The sequence below is a fragment of the Undibacterium sp. Xuan67W genome (assembly GCF_049340165.1).
Lineage (GTDB): Bacteria > Pseudomonadota > Gammaproteobacteria > Burkholderiales > Burkholderiaceae_D > Undibacterium.
Genome location: NZ_JBMPPN010000049.1, coordinates 1 through 2,627 on the forward strand (window position 1 = coordinate 1; position 2,627 = coordinate 2,627).

Sequence of the window (2,627 nt, forward strand, 5' to 3'; positions counted from 1 at the left end):
GTATGGATTTTTCAAATCGCCAGCAAGAGCCGGGCAAGAAGTTGCTAGGGATAGGGCTGGTCGTTGCATTTCACGTCGTACTCGTGTACGCCCTGATCAACGGATTAGGGGTCAAAGTAGTCGAGTTCATCCAAAAGCCCCTGGAGACCAAACTCGTCGAAGAAATCAAACCACCGCCACCACCACCAGACATACCGCCACCGCCGCCACCAAAGCTGCTGGCACCGCCACCCCCGTTCATTCCCCCGCCGGAAGTCCAGGTACAGCAACAAGTCGTCACCCCCAACACCATCTCCCAGACCTCCCAGGTCCGGCCAGATACGAACGTGTTGCCCAAATCGACCTTACCCCCGGTCGCTGACGCCAAACCCGTCGGCCCCTCCGTGGTCCCCGGCGTGATCGACTTCAACGTCCCCGGCTGCAAACCCGAATACCCGCGCGCCTCGCTACGTAATGAAGAAACTGGCACCGTCGTCCTCTCCGTCGTGATCGGCGCCGATGGCAACGTCAACGACGTCAAGATCGACAAATCCAGCGGCTTCCGCGGACTCGACAACGCCGTCAAATCGCAGCTCATGTCAGGCGCCTGCAAAAACAAACCAGGTACCGTAGACGGCAAGCCCCAAGCCACCACCACCAAAGTCCAATACGTCTGGAAGCTCGACTAAGCAAGAACAGCGCAAGAAAGAACAGCGCAAGAACACAGCAAGACCCGTATAAGCAAGACCGAACAACAGCAACAAAAACAGCCACAACCACAGTAACAGCATTTGAAATTCAAATTTACGAAGGAAGCACACCCATGAAATTCAGCCTGAAAGCCCTACTGGCCGCCGCCGTCATCGCCGTCACCGCCCACGCCGCCATCGCCCAAGAATCCGCCAGCGCCGCCGCCGGTGCAGCCCCAGCTGCTGCCGCCCCAGCAGACGCCGCCCCCGCTGCTGCTGCGCCTGCGGCCGAAGGTGCCGCCCCAGCTGCTGAAGCCAAAGAAAAAGTCGACAACCCCTACGGACTCGACGCCCTCTGGAAAACCGGTGACTTCGTCGCCAAAGGCACCCTCATCATCATGTTCATCATGTCCATGGGCAGCTGGTACATCCTCATCACCAAAATCGTCGACCAGATCAAACTGGCCGGTCAAGCCAAAGATGCCCAAAGCAAATTCTGGAAAGCCGCCTCTGTGAATGCCGGCATCACCAGCTTAAAAGAAGGCAGCCCATTCCGCTTCATCGCCGAATCCGCCACTAAAGCCAGTGACCACCACGAAGGCGCCCTGTTAGAACAGATCGACCTCAACTCCTGGATCTCCATGTCCATCCAGCGCGCGGTAGAAAAAGTCCAAAGCCGTCTGCAAGATGGCTTAGCCTTCCTCGCCACAGTCGGCTCTACTGCCCCGTTCGTTGGTTTGTTCGGTACCGTCTGGGGTATCTACCACGCGTTGACCGCCATCGGTATTGCCGGCCAAGCCTCCATCGACAAAGTCGCCGGTCCGGTTGGTGAAGCCCTGATCATGACCGCCATTGGTCTGGCAGTCGCCGTTCCCGCCGTATTAGGCTACAACTTCCTGGTCCGTCGCAACAAGAGTGCCATGGAAGAAGTCCGCGCCTTCAGCGCCGACCTGCACTCCGTCGTCTTGTCTGGCGTCATGTCCAAAAAAGCCTAAGTCAACCGGCCAGAAGAAACACACTCCCACCCGGCGCCAGGCGCGCTGGGTGAGAGAGACAGTTGAAGAAGTTCGCTTATCTGAAAGAGAATAATTATGGCAATGGCAATCGGCAACGATGGTGACGGCGAAGACGAAGTCAACAGCACCATCAACACCACCCCATTGGTCGACGTCATGCTGGTCTTGCTGATCATCTTCCTGATCACCATCCCCGTCGTCACCCACACGGTCCCGGTCAAGCTTCCATCGGAAACCAACCAGCCGTACAAAACCAAACCAGAAAACATCAACATCGCCATCAACAAAGACGGCGACATGTTCTGGAACGAAGCCCCAATCGCCAGTACCGACATCCTGCTCGACAAACTCAAAGTCGTCGCAGTGCAGGTACCGCAACCGGAACTGCATATTCGTGGTGACCAGAACACCCGCTACGAATTTGTCGGCAAAGTCATCCTGACCGCCCAGCGCGCCGGGATTGCCAAGGTCGGCTTCGTCACAGAACCCCCGCCAAAGGGCTAAGAAAGGAACACCATGGGAATGCAACTAGGCTCAGGGAGCTCAGGTGAACCGGACGTCATGATCGAAATGAACATGACGCCCTTAATTGACGTCATGCTGGTCCTGATCATCATGCTCATCATCACCATCCCGATTCAAAATCATGCGGTGAACCTGAACATGCCGGTCAATGCACCGCCGGCCAATACGCAGGAAAAACCCGAAGTCATCTCCATTGACGTCGACTTTGACGGCACCGTTCTCTGGAATGGTGTTGCGATCCAGAACAATGCCGATCTCGAGTCCCGTCTGTTGACTGTGGCGACGACACCGAATCAGCCGGAAGTGCATCTGCGGCCGAACAAGCTGGTGGCGTACAAGTCGGTGGCTCATGTGATGGCAACGGCTCAGCGTCTTGGCGTCACTAAGATCGGTATGGTCGGTAATGAGCAGTTCTTGA

Annotated in this window: 4 protein-coding genes; all 4 read left to right on the forward strand. The window is 56.6% G+C overall.

Going from position 1 to position 2,627, the window contains the following annotated elements:
* Positions 1–668, forward strand: a 668-nt coding sequence (locus ACO0LE_RS20155; RefSeq protein ID WP_422962112.1) for an energy transducer TonB, incomplete at its 5' end; no start/stop codon positions are given.
* Between the two features lie 134 nt (positions 669–802).
* A complete protein-coding gene (locus tag ACO0LE_RS20160) occupies positions 803–1,663 on the forward strand; it encodes a MotA/TolQ/ExbB proton channel family protein (protein WP_422962113.1) in 861 nt (286 codons plus the stop codon).
* Between the two features lie 96 nt (positions 1,664–1,759).
* The gene (locus tag ACO0LE_RS20165; protein ID WP_422962114.1) at positions 1,760–2,188 is read left to right on the forward strand and encodes an ExbD/TolR family protein; all 429 of its coding nucleotides are present in this window, start codon (positions 1,760–1,762) and stop codon (positions 2,186–2,188) included.
* Between the two features lie 12 nt (positions 2,189–2,200).
* A partial coding sequence (locus ACO0LE_RS20170) for an ExbD/TolR family protein (protein ID WP_422958316.1) occupies positions 2,201–2,627 on the forward strand: 427 nt, incomplete at its 3' end.